Origin of the sequence: Micromonospora sp. WMMD812 (genome assembly GCF_027497215.1) — a bacterium.
Lineage (GTDB): Bacteria > Actinomycetota > Actinomycetes > Mycobacteriales > Micromonosporaceae > Micromonospora.
Map to the genome: position 1 here is coordinate 6,195,298 of NZ_CP114904.1, position 17,712 is coordinate 6,213,009.

Here is a 17,712-nt window from a genome sequence, read left to right on the forward strand (position 1 = left end):
GTCGGCCGTTCAGCGGTCGGCGCGCAGGGCGGCGATCAGCCACTCCACCGCCGGTACCGCGGGCGGGAACGGCGGCCGCCGGTTGAGCACGCCGATGAGCTGCCAGTACCGCTCCACCCGGTGGTCGGTGAAGGCGGCCATGTCGTCGGCCAGCTTCCGCCGCTGCTCCGGGGAGAGCGCCGGGTCGACCATCCCGGCCAGCACCGCCCGCGCCTCGTCGGAGTCGGGGGCGACGCCGGCGGCCAGCGCCTCCCGTGCCGAGTCGATGGACATCAGGGGTTGCGGCGGCGGGGCGGTATCGTCCGACCCGGCCACCGCCATGTCGCGTACGCGGCGGCGGAAGTCCGGGTCGGCGACCAGTTCGGCCAGCTCCAGCCAGGCGTCCACCTCCGCGTCGGTCGGCTCGTCGGGCAGCTCCGCGGGCATCGTGCGCATCGCCTCGGCCAGACCGGCACCGGGGCGGCCGTCGAGGCCGGCGAACACCTCGGCGACGAAGTCGTCGATGATCTGCTGCCGCTCCCGGGCGGAGAGGCGGGCCAGGTCGTTCATGAGTCTCAACTCCTCGGTCGTGCTGCCGCGTCGAGTGACCGACCGCAACACCGCCCGGCGCAGCCGCAGGGTCTGGATCTCCGCGTCCAGCGCCCGGACGTGTGCCTGCGCCACCTCCCGGACGCTGGTCTGCCGGTTCAGGATCCGGCGTACGTCGTCCAGGCCGATCCCCAGCTCGCGAAGGCTGCGCAGCAGCTCCAGTCGGGCCACCGCGGCCGCGTCGTAGAGCCGGTAGCCGCCGGCCGAGCGGGCGGTCGGGGGCAGCAGGTCCAGGTCGGACCAGAACCGGATGGTCCGGACCGACAGCCCGGTCCGCCGGGCGAGCTGGCCGATGCTGAACAGGTCGGTGCGGTCGTTCACGTCGGTCACCCTCCCGTCTCCAGTCGCTGGAGAGTCAACCCGATCGGCCGGAATCCGGTCGCGCGGCCCGCGGCCGACCTGACAGCCTCGACGGATGGGAGAGGCACAGGGATTCCGGTACGTCGAACGGGCCGACGGCGCCGTGGTGATCATGCACCACGGTCGCGTCGCGGGCACGCTGCGCGGTGGCCGGGCGGCACAGTTCCTCGCCGAGGTCGACGACGAACCGCAGCTGGTGATGGCGCGGTGGACCGGCAACTACCGCCGGGGCAACGAGCGGACCGCGAAGCGGCACCCGCGCAACCAGGGGTGACCACCGCGAAGGGCCCGCGCTCACCGAGCGCGGGCCCTTCGTCGTCAGAGCTACAGCGGGATGTTGCCGTGTGCGCCCCGGGCGGCCGGGGCCGCGGCGAGCGCCTCGGCGATCCGGCGCCGCGTCTCCGCCGGCTTGATCACGTCGTCGATCACCCCGATCTCCAACGCCCGGTTGACCCCGCCGGCGACCCGGACCTGCTCCTCGATCAGCTGGGCCCGCAGCGCCTCCCGCTCCTCCACCGGAGCGGCGGCGAGCCGCTTGCGGTGCAGGATGTTCACCGCCGCGCTCGCGCCCATCACCGCGACCTCCGCGTTCGGCCAGGCGAAGACCGCGGTGGCGCCGAGCGAGTGCGAGTTCATCGCGATGTACGCGCCGCCGTACGCCTTCCGGGTCACCAGGGTCACCCGGGGCACCACGGCCTCGGCGAAGGCGTGCAGCAGCTTCGCCCCGCGCCGCACCACGCCGTCCCACTCCTGACCGAGGCCGGGCAGGTAGCCCGGCACGTCGACCAGCACGATGAGCGGCACGCCGAGGGAGTCGCACATCCGCACGAACCGGGCTGCCTTCTCCGCGCTGGCCGCGTCGAGGCAACCGCCCAGCCGCAGCGGGTTGTTGGCGATGACGCCGACCGTCCGGCCGGCGAACCGGCCGAGCGTGGTGACGATGTTCGGCGCCCACTTGGCGTGCAGCTCCACGCCCGGCGCGTCGAGCAGCGCCTTGACCACCGGCTTCACGTCGTACGCCCGGTTGGTCTCGGTCGGCATCCGGGCGGCCAGGTCGTGCCCGTCCTCGCCGCCGGCCGCCACGTCGTCCGGGCAGAGCCGGCCCTGGTGACCGAGCAGCGCGGCGAGCTTGCGCGACTCGGCCAGCGCCTCCCCGTCGTCGGCGCAGGTCACGTGGACCACGCCGGAGCGGCGGCCGTGCGGCTCGGGGCCGCCGAGGCGCTCCATGTCGACCTGTTCACCGGTCACGCTGCGGACCACCTCGGGGCCGGTCACGAAGATCCGGCCGGCCCCGCTCATCACCACGATGTCGGTCAGCGCCGGCCCGTACGCCGCGCCGCCGGCCGCCGGGCCGAGCACCACAGAGATCTGCGGCACCCGGCCGGACGCCCGGACCATCGCCGCGAAGACCTGCCCGACGGCGTCGAGCGCGACCACGCCCTCCGCCAGCCGGGCGCCACCGGAGTGCCAGAGACCGAGCACCGGCACCCGCTCCCGCACCGCGGTGTCGATCGCGTCGACGATGTGCCGGCACCCCTCGCTGCCCATCGCGCCACCCATCCTCGTCGCGTCGGTGGCGTACGCGATGGTGGGCGTGCCCTCGATCTCACCGCGCGCCCACAGCACCCCGGACGTGTCCCGGGGGGCCAGCAGGCGCAGCGAACCCGCGTCGAACAGGGCCCGGAGGCGGACCTCTGGATCCCGGTAGTCCGCTGTCGCGGTGTCCTCGTCGAGGGCGGTGGTGGTCACGTGAGCCTCCAGTGGCTGTGGTCTCAGGCCCGCGCGAAGACGAGAGCCACGTTGTGGCCGCCGAATCCGAACGCGTTGTTCAGCGCGGCGGGGACCTCCATGTGGCGCGCCTTGTGGGCGGCCACATCCATCGTGAGGGCTTCGTCCGGGTCATCGAGGTTGATCGTCGGGGGGACGACACCGTTGCGGATGGCCAGGATGGTGGCGATCGACTCCAGCGCACCGGCCGCGCCGAGCAGGTGCCCGGTCATCGACTTGGTCGCGGACAGCACGGGGTGGTCGCCGAGCGCCTTGTGCAGCGCGCCGATCTCCAGCATGTCGCCGACCGGGGTCGACGTGGCGTGCGCGTTGACGTGGACGATGTCGCGCTTGGCGATGTCCGCGTCGGCGATGGCCCGGGAGATCGCCCGGATCGCGCCCTCACCCTCCGCGTGCGGCTGCACGATGTCGTACGCGTCGGAGGTGATGCCGGCGCCGGCGAGGCGGGCGTACACCCGGGCCCCCCGGGCGGCGGCGTGCTCGGCCCGCTCCAGAACGACGATCCCCGCGCCCTCGCCGAGGACGAACCCGTCCCGGCCCTTGTCCCACGGCCGGGAGGCGCGCTCCGGATCGTCGTTGCGGGTGGACATGGCCCGCATCGAGGCGAAACCGGCGATCGGCAGCGGGTGGATGACCGCCTCGGTGCCGCCGGCCACCACCACGTCGGCGCGGCCGGCCCGGATGATGTCCAGGCCGAGCGCGATCGCCTCCGCACCGGTCGCGCAGGCGCTGGCCACCGAGTGCACGCCGGCCTTCGCGCCGAGCTCGAGCCCGACGAAGGCGGCCGGGCCGTTCGGCATCAGCATCGGCACGGTGTGCGGGGAGACCCGGCGCGGCCCGGAGGCCTCCAGGATGTCGTCCTGGGCGAGCAGGGTGGTCGCGCCGCCGATGCCGGAGCCGACGCTGACGGCGAGCCGCTCCTGGTCCAGCCCGGCGTCGGCCAGCCCGGCGTCCGCCCAGGCCTGCCGCGCCGCGATGACCGCGATCGCCTGGGACCGGTCCAGCCGGCGCAGCTTGACCCGGTCCAGCACCTCGGACGGCTCGACGGCCAGCTGCGCGGCGATCCGTACCGGCAGTTGTGCCGCCCACTCCTGGGTGAGCGCACTCACCCCGGAGCGGCCGGCGACCATGGCGTCCCAGGTCGACGCGACGTCCCCGCCGAGCGGGGTCGTCGCGCCGAGCCCGGTGACGACGACGTCGGGGCGAGTCATGATCAGGACTGCGCCTCGATGTAGGAGACCGCGTCTCCGACGGTCTTCAGGTTCTGCACCTCGTTGTCCGGGATCTTGACGCCGAACTTCTCCTCGGCCGCCACCACGACCTCCACCATGGAGAGCGAGTCGACGTCCAGGTCGTCGGTGAAGGACTTCCCCTCGGCCACGTCGTCCGGGTTCACCCCGGCAACCTCCTCGAGGATCTCGGCGAGGCCGGCGGTGATCTCGTCACGGGTCATTGCGGTGGGTTCCTCTCATCGGGTTGATCGCGTCGGCGGCCTCGCCGCCGACGTTCCGTCGGCACGCACGTGCCGAGGCGGGACTCAGGGGCACCGGACGACCTGTCCGGCGTAGGTCAGGCCGCCGCCGAAGCCGAAGAGCAGCACCGGCGCCCCGGAGGGCACCTCCCGCCGCTCGACCAGCTTGGACAGGGCCAGCGGCACGCTCGCCGCGGAGGTGTTGCCGGACTCTACGATGTCCTTCGCGATGATCGCGTCGGGGATGTTGAGCCGCTTGGCGATGCCGTCGATGATCCGCGCGTTGGCCTGGTGCGGCACGAACGCCGCCAGCTCGGACGGGTCCACCCCGGCGCGCTCGCACGCCTGGAGGGCCAGCGGGGCCAGCTCGGTGGTGGCCCAGCGGAACACCGCCTGGCCCTCCTGCTGGATGTACGGGCGCCAGCCCTCGATCCGCACCGCCTCGCTCTTCTCCGGCACCGAGCCCCAGACCACCGGGCCGACCCCGGCCGGCTCGTCCTCGGCGGCGGCGGTGATCACCGCGGCCCCCGCCCCGTCGCCGAAGATGATGCACGTCGAGCGGTCGGTCCAGTCGGTGAAGTCGGAGAGCTTCTCGGCGCCGATCACGATCGCGTTGCGCGACGCGCCGGCGCGGATCGCGTGGTCGACGGTGCCCAGCGCGTATGCGAAGCCCGAGCAGGCCGTGTTGATGTCGTACGCCCCGGGCGCGCTGATGCCGAGCTTGGCGGCGACCCGGCAGGCCACGTTGGGGCTGCGGTCGACCGAGGTGCAGGTGGCGACCACGACCAGGTCGATGTCGGCGGCGGTGAGGCCGGAGTTGGCCAGCGCCTTGCCGGCGGCGGCCGCGGCCATGTCGGCCACCGTCTCACCGTCGGCGATCCGCCGGGTGACGATGCCGACCCGGTCCCGGATCCACTCGTCGTTGGTGTCGACCATGCGGGCGAGGTCGTCGTTGGTGACCACCCGGGAGGGCTGGTAGTGCCCCAGGGCGACGATCCGGCTTCCGGTCATGAGTTCTGTCCTCCGATGCGGGCGAGCGGTTGGCCCGGCGCGACCGGGTCGTCGTGGTGGGCGAGCCATTCCGTGAGCACGCCGCTGTCGTGCGCGGCCACGTCGACCGGACCCTGTCGGGTGGCGACGTGGCCGATCACCTGGCCGGCACGGACGGTCTCGCCCTCGGCCAGGCCCCCGGCCGGCGTGAAGGTGCCGGCGGACGGGGCGACGACGACCCGGAACTGGATGGCCGGCTCGTGGCTCGGCGCCGCGCCGTGCCGCGCGATGAGGTCGCGCGCGGCCGGCAGGTCGTCCGGGGTGTTCAGGGTGACGATCTCCGGGGCGTTGCCGCCCTTCAGTTCCCGCTTCACCAGGCCGGCCAGGGTGCCGGCCGGGGGAAGCTCGATCACGCCGGTGACGCCGAGGTCGGCCAGCGTGCGCATGCAGAGGTCCCAGCGGACCGGGGCGGTGACCTGGCGGACCAGCCGCTGCACCATGTCCCGCCCGTGGTTGACCGCGGAGCCGTCACGGTTGGACAGCAGGATCCGGGTCGGGTCGGCGGGGGTGATCCCGGCGGCCACCGCGGCCAGCGCGGCCTCCGCCGGCGCCATGTACGGCGTGTGGAACGCGCCGGCCACCTGGAGCCGGATGATCCGCGCCTTCGCCGGGGGCTCGGCGGCGAGCTTGTCGAGGCCGTCCAGCGACCCGGCGGCGACGACCTGGCCGGCCCCGTTGCGGTTGGCCGGGTGCAGCCCGTGCGCCTCGATCGCGGCGAGCACCTCGGCCGGGTCCCCGCCCAGCACGGCGGCCATCCCGGTCGGCTCCAGCGCGCAGGCGGCGGCCATCTCCCGACCGCGTACGCCGGCGAGGGTGACAGCGGCCTCGGCGGAGAGCACCCCGGCCAGCGCGGCGGCCCCCAGCTCGCCGACGCTGTGCCCGGCGGTGACCGCCACGTCGTGCATCGGCAGGTGCTCGGCCGCGAGCAGCGCGGCGGCGACCAGCAGCGGCTGGGTGCGGGCGGTGTCCTTGATCTCGTCGGCGTCCGCGGCGGTGCCGAGGTGCACGAGATCGACCCCGGCCAGGGCGGACCACCAGCGCAGTCGCGCCTCGGCGCCCTCGAGGTCGAGCCAGGGGGTCAGGAATCCGGGCTTCTGGGAACCCTGCCCGGGGGAAAGTACGGCCAGCACGTCTATGACTCTCCCGGATACGCGTGGGTAGCGCTGTGCCGCCCTCGACCAAACCGCACTAGGACCTTTGGAGGGATCCTACAAAGATCGGCGGTGATCATCACCTGTCTGTGACGATTTACTCGCGGCTGGCCCCAATGTCTGGGTCGGGACCGCCGGGACCACTGGGTCCAGCCGCCCGACGGTGAGGGCCACCTGGAGCGCGAACGCGTCCCGCGGGGCGAGCGGCGAGAAGCCGGTCATCTCGGCGATCCGGCGCAGCCGGTAGCGGACGGTGTTCGGATGCACGAACAACGCCCGCGCGGCGCTCTCCAGCGTGCCGCTGGCGGCGAAGAAGGCGTCCAGCGTCTCCAGCAGCTCACCACCCGCGCGGACCAGCACGGCGTACACGTCGTGCCGCAGCCGCCGACGCGCCTCCGCGTCGCCGGCCAGAGCCCGCTCGGGCAGCAGGTCGGCGGCGGGCACCGGGCGGGGCGCGGTCGGCCAGGCCGGCGCCGCGCGGAACCCGGCCAGCGCGGCTCGGGCGGACTCGGTCGCCTCGTCCAGACTCGGCACCGCCGGCCCGACCACCACCGGGCCGTCGCCGAACGCGGACAGCAGCTTTCCGGTGGCGGCCACCGGGTCCGCGGCACCGCCGAGCACGACGACCAGACGGTCGCCGTGCACGCCACCGATCACGTCGGCCCCGATCCGGCGGGCCTGCCGGTAGACGGTGTGCAGCACGGCCGACACCTCCCCGCCGGGGGAGCGGCCCACCGCCACCGCCACGGGCGGCGCGTCCGCCCAGCCCAGCGCCGCCGCGCGGCTCGCCAGCACGTCCGGTGAGTCCCCGCGCAGCAGCGCGTCGACCAGCAGCGCCTGCAGCCGGGCGTCCCAGGCGCCCCGGGACTCGGCGGCGCGGGCGTACACGCGGGCGGCGGCGAACGCGATCTCGCGCGAGAAGCGCAGCACCGCGTCGCGCAGCTGCTGCTCCTCGCCCTCGGCGGCCACGTGGGGGACCTGCTCCTCCACCACGTCGATGGTGACCTTGATCAGTGCCACCGTCTGCTGGAGGGTGATCGAGCGGGCCAGCGCCTGTGGGGCCGTGGCGAAGACCTCGTCGGAGACCTCCTGGGTGCTGTCGGTGGTGCCGCCCCCCGAGCGCAGCCACTGCACCAGCGACCGGACGCCGGCCTGGGCCACCAGCATGACCCAGGAGCGCTGATCGGCCGGGAGGGCCCGGAACCAGGGCAGCGTCTCGTCCATCCGCGCCACGCTGGCAGTCGCCAACGCCCCCGCTGCCCGTTCGATACGGCGCAGCGTGGCGCTCAGCTCCGCGTCGGCCGGCTCGTTCCCCACCACTCCAGCCTGACATGCCCTGAGCTGCGTCTCCACGCCGGGCACCCGGCCTGACGGCCGACTGCCCGGTCCGGCCCCGCGTGGGGCCGTCGGGCCGCCTCCGCCGTCGCCGGTCCGCGCCACGCGGTCGGTCCGGGTGATGGGCGTCCCGGTCGGGCCCTGCGCGGCCCGTCCGACCCGGCCAGTACGGTGACAGGGCACGTCGGCGCTGCCGGCCGGCGGGCGAGGGCGAGCGTGAGGAGACCGGGATGGCGCAGGGGGAGGCCGAGCACGGCTGCGCCCAGGGGGAGCCCTGCCGACCGGGCCACCACGAGCAGCCGGTCGCCAAGCACCGCCAGCTGGCCGGCGGGTTACCGTCGCTCCCGGCGGATCCGGTCGCCGGCTGGCCGGGCGAAGCGGTCGGCGGCTGGTCGGCCGAAGCGGTCGGCGGCTGGCCGGCCGAACGGGCCGACGAGGACGCCCCGGTGCCCCGTCAGCGGGCCGGAGAGCCGACCCCACCGGTCGAGCCCGAGCCCGTTCCGGTGACCTGGGGCTGCCGCAGCGACCTGCCCGGCTGGGCCGGCGCCCACCGGCACGGGCCGGTCCGCCCCCGCCAGCGGGGCGGTCGGCGGGAGCGCCCACCGCGCCGTTGGTGCTGATCGACGTCCGGGTCGACGGTCACCTCGGCCCGGCCGGGCAGCGCGAAGCCGCGCGCGGGGTCAGCGGGTGCGACGGCGGATGAGCAGCGCGATCCCGGCGAGCCCCGTGGTGATGACCAGCATGACCGCGACGTTGAGCAGCAGCAGGCGCTGAAGCTCGCCGAGCGCCTGGTCGATGTCCCGGCCCGGGTTGAGCGAGTCCTCCGGGATCACCCGCTCGCCGCCGCCGACGCCGCCGCTGACCGTGTCGTACTGCCGCTCGAGCGGCACCCCCGCGGTGCGCAGGGTCTCGGACATGGAGAGCCGGCCGAGGAACCAGCCGGCGCTGGTCTTCCGCGAGTCCGGCTGTTTGGCCGGCCGGTAGACCCGCGGGCCACCGGCAGCCTTCGGGTAGAGGTCGTACGTCTGCTTCGGCGTGTCTCCGGCCAGCACCACGATCGTGTACTTCGGACCGAGGTCGGCGGCCTTCGGCCCGCTGGGCGAGCCGGTGCGGCCGAGGAAGCTGACCTGGTCGATCAGGGCGTTCACGTGCGCGGGCTGCGCGTCCGAGCGCAGCCGCAGCGGCTCGGCCAGCCCCGCACCGGTGATGTCCACGCCGGGTGGCGGCTTCGGTGCGGCCTGCGCCGGGCCGGCGAGGCCGACCAGAGCCGCCGTGAGCACGCCGGCCAGCACGGCGGCCAGCCGCCCCACCTGTCGGACCATAGCCGCCTCCTCGCCCCGTTCGATGGGTGGCTTCACTGCGCCTGACGTCCCGGTCCTGCCGCGGACGACCGGCCCGCCGGCCGGACGTCTGCCCACCTTCAAGACTCCGCAGAATGTCGATAGGTTGCAGCACGTGGAACAGTAATTGGAACTATGTGCGATCTCGGCTCGACTAATGAGCAGCCGTTGATCAGCGGGCGGATCGTACCTTTCAGGAGGGGGCTATGGGGGGCAGGGTCGCACGTGTGGCGCGCCTCGTGCCAGGGGTGTTCGGCGTGGCGCTCGGTGTGTCGTTGTTGCTGCCGCCGACGCCGGCCTTGGCGCACAACTCGCTGACCGGCAGTGACCCGCGCGACGGCGCTCGGGTGGCGACCGCGCCGGCCCGGATCGAGCTGCGGTTCCTGTCCCGACTGGACCCGCGTACGACGAAGATCACAGTGACCGGACCGGACAATGTGGCCGCCGCGGGCGGGGCGCCGACCTTCTCCGGCAGCCGGGTGCGCGTGCCGTTCAAGCCGGGCCGGGCGGGACTCTACATCGTGGGCTACCAGGTGGCGTCCGGCGACGGGCATCCGGTCACCGGGGAGGTGCGGTTCACCCTCACCACCGGCACCGCGGCCGACCCCTCCGCCTCCCCGTCGCCCACCGGCGCCGCCTCGCTCACGGCGTCGGCCGCGAGCCCGCCGGTCACCCCCACGGCGGCGACGACCGGGCCGGACGGCGCCAGCCCGACAGCGGCGGTCGTGCCCGCGGCGGACGAGCGGGACGACCGCACCGGCTGGCTCTGGGCGCTCGCCGGCCTGGTGCTGCTCGCCGCCCTGGTGACCGGCCTTCTGCTCCGCCGCCGAGCGGGCCGGAATCACGGTGGGTGAGGGGCGGAGCGGAGCGGTCGGCGCCGGTCCGGAAACCGGCGCCGACCGTGTGAGTCCTGCCGTCAGACCAGGCGGACCCGGGCGGCGCGCAACCGCGTGAGGGTGCGCTCCCGGCCCAGCACCTCCAGCGACTCGAACAGCGGAAGCCCCACGGTCCGGCCGGTGACCGCCACCCGGACCGGGGCCTGCGCCTTGCCCAGCTTGAGGCCCCGCTCGGCGCCGACCGCCTCCAGCGCGGCCTTGGTGGACTCCGCGTCCCAGGACTCCAGCGCCTCGAAGGCCGCCGTCGCGGCGTCCAGCAGCTCCGCCGAGCCCTCCTTCATCGCCTTCGCCCAGGCCGCCTCCTCGATCAGCGGCGTGGCCAGGAAGAGGAAGTCGACGTTCGGCACGATCTCGCTGAGCACCGCGATCCGGGTCTGGGCCAGCGGCGCGACGGCCGCGAACGCCGCCGCGTCGAACTCCTCCGGCCGCCACGGCGGCGGCGCGATGGTGTCGGTCCCGGTCAGCCACGGCTGACAGGCGGCGACGAACTCGTCCACCGACAGCGCCCGGATGTACTCCCCGTTGAACGCGCGCAGCTTCTTCTCGTCGAAGAACGCCGGCGAGGGGTTGACCTCCTCCAGCCGGAACTCCTCCTCGATCACCGACCAGGGGACGATCTCCCGGTCGCCGGAGGGCGCCCAGCCGAGCAGCATCAGGTAGTTGCGCATCGCGTCGGCCAGGTAGCCCTCGTCCCGGTACGCCTCGAGGGCGACCTTGTCGCGACGCTTGGAGAGCTTCTGCCGCTTCTCGTTGACCACCACCGGCACGTGCGCCCAGATCGGCGGCTTGACCCCGAGGGCGTCCCAGAGGAGCTGCTGCTTCGGGGTGTTCGGCAGGTGCTCCTCGGCCCGGATCACGTGGGTGATCCCCATGATCATGTCGTCCACGACGTTGGCCAGCAGGAAGACCGGCGAGCCGTCGCCGCGCGCGATCACGAAGTCCTCGATCAGCTTGTTCTCGAAGGTCGGCTCGCCGCGGATCAGGTCGACCACGACGGTCTCGCCCTCGTCCGGCGTACGGAATCGCAGCGCGCGCCCCTCGCCCGGGCCGAGCCCACGGTCCCGGTGGTAGCCGTCGTACCCGGAGTACTGCGAGCCGGTGCGGGCCTGGACGTCCTCCCGCGTGCAGTCGCAGTAGTACGCCCGACCCGACTCGTAGAGCCGCTGCGCGGCGGCCCGGTGCTCGTGGGCGTTCTCCGACTGGAAGTGCGGACCCTCGTAGCTGGTGCGCTCGATGCCGATCCAGTCCAGCGCGGAGAGGATGCCCTCGGTCCACTCGGGCTTGTTGCGGGCCGCGTCGGTGTCCTCGATGCGGAGCACGAACACCCCGCCCTGCTGCTTGGCGTAGATCCAGTTCTGCAGGGCCGAGCGGGCGCCGCCGACGTGGAACATTCCGGTCGGGGAGGGGGCGAAGCGTACACGTACCGTCACGCCACCAGCCTACGGCGCTGCGCGACCGTATTCGGCCAGGGGTGCCGCTCAGGGCACCGAGCGGATCCTCACCACGAGGGCGCTGCCGAGCAGGGTCACCGCGGCCGTCACCGCGTAGAGCGTCGGGTATCCGCCCAGATGCACCACGATCGGCGCGGAGAGCGCCGGCCCGAGCACCTGCGGCGCCGAGTTCGCGATGTTGATCACGCCGAGGTCCTTGGCCCGGTCGGTGGCCCGGGGCAGCACCTGGGTGATCAACGCCGCGTCCACCGAGAGGTAGACCCCGTAGCCGGCGCCGAGCAGCAACGCGGCGACCACCGCCATCGGCCAGACCGGGGCGACCGCGAGCAGCACCGCCGCCACCGCCATGATCAGACCCGAGGTGATCACGAAGATCTTGCGCCGTCCGGAGCGGTCGGAGAGCCGCCCGGAGACCACGGCGGTGAGCATCATGCCCAGCGTGTAGAGCAGGATCAGCACCAGCAGGGCGCCCTCCGGGTCGGGCACCCGCACCCCGTCGGTGAGGAAGTACAGCAGGTAGAGGGTGCCCAGCGCGTTGCCGGTCTGGACCAGGAACCGGGTGAACCAGGCCCAGGCGAAGTCGGGGTGCCGGCGTGGGCTGACCCACATGGAGGCGAGCAGGGCGCGCAGCCGCAGCACCGGCCGGTGCGCCCGGGGCAGCGGGTCGTCCGAGGTGAGCAGCGCGAACGGCAGCGCCAGCACCAGCACGGCGAGCGCGATCGCGTAATAACCCGCGGCGTTGCCGGTGACCACGGCCGTGACCAGCACCGCGCCCACCACCAGCCCGAGCGCCTGCGGGATGCCCACCCAGCCGGAGACGCCGCCCCGCTGGGCGACCGGCACCCGGTCCGGGATGGCCGCGGTGAGGCTGGCCAACATCGCGTTGAAGCAGACCTGGGCGGCGACCCAGGCCAGCGTCACCCCGAGCACGGTCCGCTGCTGCGCGAGCAGCGCCAGGGCCAGCGCCCCGATCAGCGCGCCGCCGGCGGTCCAGGCGTGCCGGCGGCCGAACTCCCGCCCGGCCACCCGCAGGCAGGTCCGGTCGGACAGCGCGCCCGCGAGCGGGTTGGCGATCACCGCGGCGAGCGCCCCCAGCCCGGTGACCACCGCCAGCATCGCCTCCTTGTCACCCTGGGCGATCCGCTCGATCTGCTGCGGCAGCAGCACCTGGATCGGGGTGAAGAAGGCCATCCACACCCCGAGGTTGGCCGCGAAGACCAGCGCGATCCAACTCCGCCGGACCGGCGCGGTCGGCTCGGCCAGCGCCGCCGGCAGCGACGTGGGCGTCGGGTCGACCGTGGTCACCGCGTCGGCTCCCGGCGCGCGGCCGCGATGACGTCCCGGAGCCAGGCGTACGAGGACTTCGGAGTGCGGACCTGGCTGGCGTAGTCCACATGCACCAGGCCGAAGCGCTTGGTGAAACCCTCCGCCCACTCCCAGTTGTCCAGCAGCGACCAGACGAAGTACCCGCGCACGTCGACGCCGTCGTCGAGGGCCGCCCGGACCGCCCGCAGGTGCCCGTCGAGGTACGCGATCCGGTCCGGATCGTGTACCCGCCCGTCCGGCCCGGGCGCGTCGTCGTACGCGCAGCCGCTCTCGGTGATCTCGATCGGCGGCAGCGCGTCGCCGTACGTGCGGTGCAGCCAGCCGAGCAGCTCGTGCAGGCCGTCCGGGGCCACCGGCCAGTCGAACGCGGTACGCGGATAGCCGTCCAGCGGCACCAACTCGAACGGCAGCGGCGACCCCTCCGCCGGGGCGCGTACGCCGGTCGGGTTGTAGTAGTTGACGCCGAGCACGTCGATCGGGGCGGCGATGGTCGCCAGGTCGTCCTCGTGGACCAGCGCCGGGTCGGCGGCGGCGCCCGCCGGGTAGCCCCGGCCGAACAGCGGGTCGGTGAAGACCCGGTTGTGCAGCGCCTCGTACGCCGCGCCCGCGGCCCGGTCGGCGTCGGTGTCGCCGAGCACCCGCACGGGCGAGTAGTTGTTGGCGATGGCGACCGGGCTGGTGGTGCGGGCGCGCAGGGCGGCGACCGCCAGGCCGTGGCCGAGCAGTTGGTGGTGGGCCACCGGGAAGGCGTCGAAGAGCAGCATCCGGCCGGGGGCGTGCACGCCCATCCCGTAGCCGAGGCTCATGTGGATGAACGGCTCGTTCAGCGTGATCCAGAGCCGGACCCGGTCGCCCAGCCGGGCCGCGACCAGGTCGGCGTACTCGGCGAATCGGGCCGCCGTGTCCCGGTTCAGCCAACCGCCCGCGTCCTCGACGGGCTGCGGCAGGTCCCAGTGGTACAGGGTGGCCACCGGGTCGACGCCGTGGGCGAGCAGGTCGTCGACCAGCAGGTCGTAGAAGTCCAGGCCGTCGGGGTGAGCCGGTCCGGCGCCGGTCGGCTGGATCCGCGGCCAGGCGACGGAGAAGCGGTACGCCGAGACGCCGAGCGCCGCGAGCAGCGCGACGTCCTCCCGGTGCCGGTGGTAGTGGTCGCAGGCGACGTCGCCGGTGCTGCCGTCGCTGATCCGGCCCGGGGAGTGGGCGAAGGTGTCCCAGATGGAGGGTCCGCGTCCGCCCGCGCCGACCGCGCCCTCGATCTGGTACGCCGACGTGGAGACGCCCCAGCGGAATCCGGTGGGGAACTGCGGCATCGGTGCGGTCGGCATGCGCCCTCCCGGTCAACGTGAAACGTGTTCGGGACTTTAGGGCGCGTTCCGCGATTACGCCATAGGCCGGGATGACTTCATGCGCAATGCTTTTCGGCGTGTCTTTTTCCAAACCCGTCCAGGTACGTCCAAATTTGCGCATAGAGTGCCGATATCGTGGGATGTCCTCACCGGAGGAAGACGGAAATGATCCTCGTGGAACGCAGTGCGCACGTGGCGGCGCCGGTGGAAGCGGTCTGGGACGTGGTGCAGCGGGCCGAGCAGCTGCCGGCCTGGCTGGCGGGGGTCCGCGCGGCCGAGGTGCTCTCGGGAGAGGGCTTCGGTCGGCGGCAACGGGTCCAGGCCGGGCGTGGCGCGGCGCATGAGGCCGAGGTGATCGCCTACCAGGAGCCGACCCTGATCGGGTGGCGCGAGCGCGCCAAGGGTGCCGGCGCCCGGGCGGAGGCGCGCACCGAGATCTACGTTCAACTCACTCCCGACGAGGAGGAGGGTGGCACCGTCGTGCGGCTCATCGTCGTACGCTGGCCGGCTGGTCCGGTCAAGGCCGCCCTGCTCCGGCTCGGTCTGCGCCGGGTCGGCGCCGACCTGGAGGACTCGTTGGCCCGGCTGACCGACCTGGCCGCCGTCGGCTGACCGGACACGTCCCCGGCGTCGCGCCCGCGACGGCGGTGACCCGGCGTCCCCGCCAGGGACCCCGGGTCACCGCCCACTACCCGTGCCGCCCGCCCGGCGTGCGCGGGGCCCGGCGAACACGAAGGGCCCGCGCACCGCGCGGGCCCTTCGTGGTGACTCGGTCTAGCTGTCGCCGCCGGTCTCACCGACCGGCGCCGCGTTGACGTCGTCGATCGCGTACTTCTTGGCCGCCTCGGCCGGCACGGTGGCCGGCACCGCGCCGCGCAGCGCGAGCTGGCGCAGCGTCGCGACCACGATCGACTCGGCGTCGACGTGGAAGTGCCGGCGCAGCGCGTGCCGGGTGTCCGACATGCCGAAGCCGTCGGTGCCGAGCGAGGTGTAGTCGCCGGGCACCCAGCGGGCGATCAGGTCCGGCACCGCCCGCATGAAGTCGCTGACCGCGACCTTCGGCCCGTCCGCGTCGGCCAGCTTCCGCTGGATGTACGGCACCCGCGGCTCGGCGCCCGGGTTGAGCAGGTTGTGCTCCTCGGCCTCGACCGCGTCGCGGCGCAGCTCGGTCCAGGAGGTCACCGACCAGACGTCGGCGGCCACGCCCCAGTCCTGGGCGAGCAGCTGCTGCGCCTTGAGCGCCCACTGCATGCCGGTGCCGGAGGCGAGGACGTTCGCCTTCGGCGCGTCCCCGTCGACCTGCGGGGCGGGGGAGTAGCGGTAGATGCCCTTGAGCAGCCCCTCGACGTCCACACCCTCCGGCTCGGCCGGCTGGAAGATCGGCTCGTTGTAGACGGTGAGGTAGTAGAAGACGTTCTCCTGCGCCTCCCCGTACATCCGGTGCAGGCCGTTCTCCACGATGTGCGCGATCTCGAACGAGAACGCCGGGTCGTACGCGACCACCGCCGGGTTGGTGGCGGCGATCAGGTGCGAGTGGCCGTCCTCGTGCTGGAGACCCTCACCGTTGAGCGTGGTCCGCCCAGCGGTGGCGCCGAGAAGGAAGCCCCGGGCCATCTGGTCGGCGGCCGCCCAGAGCCCGTCCGCGGTGCGCTGGAACCCGAACATCGAGTAGAAGATGTACATCGGGATCATCGGCTCGTCGTGCGTGGCGTACGACGTGCCGGCGGCGGTGAACGAGGCGACCGAGCCGGCCTCGTTGATGCCCTCGTGCAGGATCTGCCCGGCGGTCGACTCCTTGTACGACAGGAACAGCTCCCGGTCCACCGAGGTGTACCGCTGGCCGTGCGGCGAGTAGATCTTCGCGGTCGGGAAGATCGAGTCCAGGCCGAAGGTGCGCGCCTCGTCCGGGATGATCGGCACCCAGCGCTTGCCGAACTCCTTGTCCTTCATGATGTCCTTGAGCAGGCGGACGAAGGCCATCGTGGTGGCCACCTTCTGCTTGCCCGAGCCGCGCTTGACGTCGGCGAACCGCTCCGGCCCCGGGATGACCAGCTTCTTGGAGGTGGTCCGCCGGGACGGCAGGTAACCGCCCAGCTGCTCGCGCCGCTCCCTCAGGTACTGCATCTCGTCGGACTTGTCATCCGGGCGGTAGTACGGCGGCAGGTAGGGGTTCTCCTCGAGCGCCGAGTCCGGGATGTCCAGGTAGAGCCGGTCGCGGAAGGTCTTCAGGTCCTCCAGCGTCAGCTTCTTCATCTGGTGCGTGGCGTTGCGGGCCTCGAAGTGCGAGCCGAGCGTCCAGCCCTTGATCGTCTTGGCCAGGATCACCGTCGGCTGCCCGGTGTGCTCCATCGCCGCCTTGTAGGCCGCGTAGAGCTTTCGGTAGTCGTGCCCGCCGCGCTTGAGGTTCCAGATCTCGTCGTCACTGAGGTGCTCGACCATCTTGCGGGTGCGCGGGTCGCGCCCGAAGAAGTGCTCCCGGACGTACGCCCCGGACTCCGCCTTGTAGGTCTGGTAGTCGCCGTCCGGCGTGGTGTTCATGAGGTTCACCAGCGCGCCGTCGGTGTCCGCGGCCAGCAGCGGGTCCCACTCGCGGCCCCAGACCACCTTGATGACGTTCCAGCCGGCGCCCCGGAAGAAGGCCTCCAGCTCCTGCATGACCTTGCCGTTGCCCCGCACCGGGCCGTCCAGCCGCTGCAGGTTGCAGTTGATCACGAAGGTGAGGTTGTCCAGCTCCTCGCGGGCGGCCACGCCGATCGCGCCGAGGGTCTCCGGCTCGTCCATCTCGCCGTCGCCGAGGAACGCCCAGACGTGCTGGTCGGAGGTGTCCTTGATGCCGCGGTGCTGCAGGTAGCGGTTGAACCGGGCCTGGTAGATCGCGTTCAGGCCGCCGAGCCCCATCGAGACGGTGGGGAACTCCCAGAAGTCGGGCATCAGCCGCGGGTGCGGGTACGACGGCAGAGCGCCGCCCAGGTGCGACAGCTCCTGGCGGAACCCGTCGAGCTGGTCCTCGCTGAGCCGGCCCTCCATGAACGCCCGCGCGTACATGCCGGGGGACGCGTGCCCCTGGTAGAAGATGTGGTCGCCGCCGCCCGGGTGGTTCTTGCCGCGGAAGAAGTGGTTGAAGCCCACCTCGTAGAGCGACGCGGAGCTGGCGAAGGTGGAGATGTGGCCGCCGACGCCGATCTCCGGGCGCTGCGCCCGGTGCACGAGCATCGCGGCGTTCCACCGGATGTACGCCCGGATCCGCCGCTCGACGTGCTCGTCACCCGGGAACCACGGCTCCCGCTCCGGGGGGATGGAGTTGATGTAGTCCGTGGTGGTCAGGGACGGCACCCCGACCTGGCGCTCGCGGGCCCGCTCGAGCAGGCGCAGCATCACGTAGCGGGCGCGCTTGGTTCCGCGCTCGTCGATGACCCCGTCGAGCGACTCGACCCATTCGCTGGTTTCTTCAGGGTCGATGTCCGGAAGCTGGCTCGGCAGGCCGGCGGTGATCACCGGGCGCTTGCGTTCCGTAGCCACAGGCGGTCCCTCGGTTGTGTGTGGGATAGGTCTCTAGCGCCATCCTGCCCCCTCGTGGCACCCGGCGTCACGTCTAGGTCCCCCCGACGCG

Annotated in this window: 16 protein-coding genes; 4 read left to right on the forward strand and 12 right to left on the reverse strand. The window is 73.2% G+C overall.

Translation table 11 applies throughout. From position 1 onward, the window contains the following. Positions 1-9: 9 nt before the first annotated feature. Positions 10-909, reverse strand: coding sequence for a MerR family transcriptional regulator (locus O7603_RS28720; protein WP_281572849.1), 900 nt, complete (start codon positions 907-909; stop codon positions 10-12). A gap of 94 nt (positions 910-1,003) precedes the next feature. On the opposite strand from O7603_RS28720, the gene O7603_RS28725 reads away from it, so the two are divergent. Continuing rightward, positions 1,004-1,222, forward strand: coding sequence for a hypothetical protein (locus O7603_RS28725; protein WP_281572850.1), 219 nt, complete (start codon positions 1,004-1,006; stop codon positions 1,220-1,222). Between the two features lie 50 nt (positions 1,223-1,272). Here O7603_RS28725 and O7603_RS28730 read toward each other — a convergent pair whose 3' ends face one another. The 6 genes from O7603_RS28730 to O7603_RS28755 form a co-directional block, all read right to left on the reverse strand. After that, positions 1,273-2,697: a carboxyl transferase domain-containing protein gene (locus O7603_RS28730; protein ID WP_281572851.1), complete on the reverse strand. Its 1,425-nt coding sequence runs from the start codon at positions 2,695-2,697 to the stop codon at positions 1,273-1,275. 23 nt (positions 2,698-2,720) lie between these two features. Beyond that, complete coding sequence (fabF, locus tag O7603_RS28735; protein WP_281572852.1) at positions 2,721-3,947, reverse strand: beta-ketoacyl-ACP synthase II; 1,227 nt, start codon at positions 3,945-3,947, stop codon at positions 2,721-2,723. A gap of 2 nt (positions 3,948-3,949) precedes the next feature. Continuing rightward, positions 3,950-4,189, reverse strand: coding sequence for an acyl carrier protein (locus tag O7603_RS28740; protein ID WP_007072348.1), 240 nt, complete (start codon positions 4,187-4,189; stop codon positions 3,950-3,952). An 84-nt stretch (positions 4,190-4,273) separates the two neighbouring features. Then, positions 4,274-5,218, reverse strand: coding sequence for a beta-ketoacyl-ACP synthase III (locus O7603_RS28745; RefSeq protein WP_281572853.1), 945 nt, complete (start codon positions 5,216-5,218; stop codon positions 4,274-4,276). After that, entirely contained in the window at positions 5,215-6,387 is a 1,173-nt protein-coding gene (locus O7603_RS28750; protein WP_281572854.1) for an acyltransferase domain-containing protein, read from the reverse strand. The genes O7603_RS28745 and O7603_RS28750 overlap by 4 nt, the downstream gene beginning before the upstream one ends. A gap of 78 nt (positions 6,388-6,465) precedes the next feature. Continuing rightward, the gene (locus tag O7603_RS28755) at positions 6,466-7,761 is read right to left on the reverse strand and encodes a helix-turn-helix domain-containing protein (RefSeq protein ID WP_281572855.1); all 1,296 of its coding nucleotides are present in this window, start codon (positions 7,759-7,761) and stop codon (positions 6,466-6,468) included. A gap of 212 nt (positions 7,762-7,973) precedes the next feature. Between O7603_RS28755 and O7603_RS28760 the strand changes: the two genes are divergently transcribed. Further along, positions 7,974-8,363 carry a hypothetical protein gene (locus O7603_RS28760; RefSeq protein WP_281572856.1) on the forward strand — a complete coding sequence of 130 codons (390 nt, stop codon included), beginning with the start codon at positions 7,974-7,976 and terminating at the stop codon, positions 8,361-8,363. A gap of 60 nt (positions 8,364-8,423) precedes the next feature. On the opposite strand, the gene O7603_RS28765 is transcribed toward O7603_RS28760, so the two are convergent. Continuing rightward, the gene (locus tag O7603_RS28765; RefSeq protein WP_281572857.1) at positions 8,424-9,065 is read right to left on the reverse strand and encodes a hypothetical protein; all 642 of its coding nucleotides are present in this window, start codon (positions 9,063-9,065) and stop codon (positions 8,424-8,426) included. A gap of 245 nt (positions 9,066-9,310) precedes the next feature. On the opposite strand from O7603_RS28765, the gene O7603_RS28770 reads away from it, so the two are divergent. Then, positions 9,311-9,937: a copper resistance CopC family protein gene (locus O7603_RS28770; protein ID WP_281572858.1), complete on the forward strand. Its 627-nt coding sequence runs from the start codon at positions 9,311-9,313 to the stop codon at positions 9,935-9,937. 62 nt (positions 9,938-9,999) lie between these two features. Here the strand turns inward: O7603_RS28770 and gltX are convergent, their stop codons facing one another. Genes gltX through O7603_RS28785 form a run of 3 tightly spaced genes read right to left on the reverse strand, consistent with a single transcriptional unit; the run spans position 10,000 to position 14,081 of the window. Continuing rightward, positions 10,000-11,409, reverse strand: a complete 1,410-nt coding sequence (gltX, locus tag O7603_RS28775; protein WP_281572859.1) for a glutamate--tRNA ligase — start codon at positions 11,407-11,409, stop codon at positions 10,000-10,002. Positions 11,410-11,457: 48 nt separating this feature from the next. Further along, complete coding sequence (locus tag O7603_RS28780; RefSeq protein WP_281572860.1) at positions 11,458-12,735, reverse strand: MFS transporter; 1,278 nt, start codon at positions 12,733-12,735, stop codon at positions 11,458-11,460. Next, entirely contained in the window at positions 12,732-14,081 is a 1,350-nt protein-coding gene (locus tag O7603_RS28785) for a GH1 family beta-glucosidase (protein WP_281572861.1), read from the reverse strand. The genes O7603_RS28780 and O7603_RS28785 overlap by 4 nt, the downstream gene beginning before the upstream one ends. Before the next feature lie 186 nt (positions 14,082-14,267). On the opposite strand from O7603_RS28785, the gene O7603_RS28790 reads away from it, so the two are divergent. Next, positions 14,268-14,714 (forward strand): SRPBCC family protein, encoded by a 447-nt coding sequence (locus tag O7603_RS28790; protein ID WP_091596218.1) that lies wholly within the window; start codon positions 14,268-14,270, stop codon positions 14,712-14,714. Between the two features lie 162 nt (positions 14,715-14,876). On the opposite strand, the gene aceE is transcribed toward O7603_RS28790, so the two are convergent. After that, positions 14,877-17,621 (reverse strand): pyruvate dehydrogenase (acetyl-transferring), homodimeric type, encoded by a 2,745-nt coding sequence (gene aceE, locus O7603_RS28795; RefSeq protein ID WP_348651038.1) that lies wholly within the window; start codon positions 17,619-17,621, stop codon positions 14,877-14,879. Between the last annotated feature and the right edge of the window lie 91 nt (positions 17,622-17,712).